1 protein-coding gene is annotated in these 262 nt (G+C 57.6%); it reads right to left on the reverse strand.

Annotated features, from left to right (window positions below):
• Nucleotides 1–262 (reverse strand): EAL domain-containing protein (locus tag SB765_RS30735; RefSeq protein ID WP_410932633.1); only part of this gene is annotated, 262 nt, incomplete at both ends.

Consider the following 262-nt stretch of genomic DNA (forward strand, 5'->3'; position numbering starts at 1 on the left):
GTGAGGAGTTTTCGATCCATGCCTGATTGAATCGGGTCAGAGGCAGCGCTTCAGCATACAGATAGCCCTGTCCGATAGAGATGCCGCGCGCCAGCAGCCAGTCACGTTGTTCTGCTGTCTCCACGCCTTCGGCAATCACCTCCAGATGGATAATCTCGGCGATGGCCGCCACGATGCAGACCATGGTGTCGTCATGCGGCAGCGCCGCCACGAAGCTGCGATCCATCTTCAGCTTGTTAACCGGCAACGCTTTCAGCTGATG

The organism is Pseudomonas sp. SIMBA_067 (genome assembly GCF_046534675.1).
Taxonomy (GTDB): domain Bacteria; phylum Pseudomonadota; class Gammaproteobacteria; order Pseudomonadales; family Pseudomonadaceae; genus Aquipseudomonas; species Aquipseudomonas putida.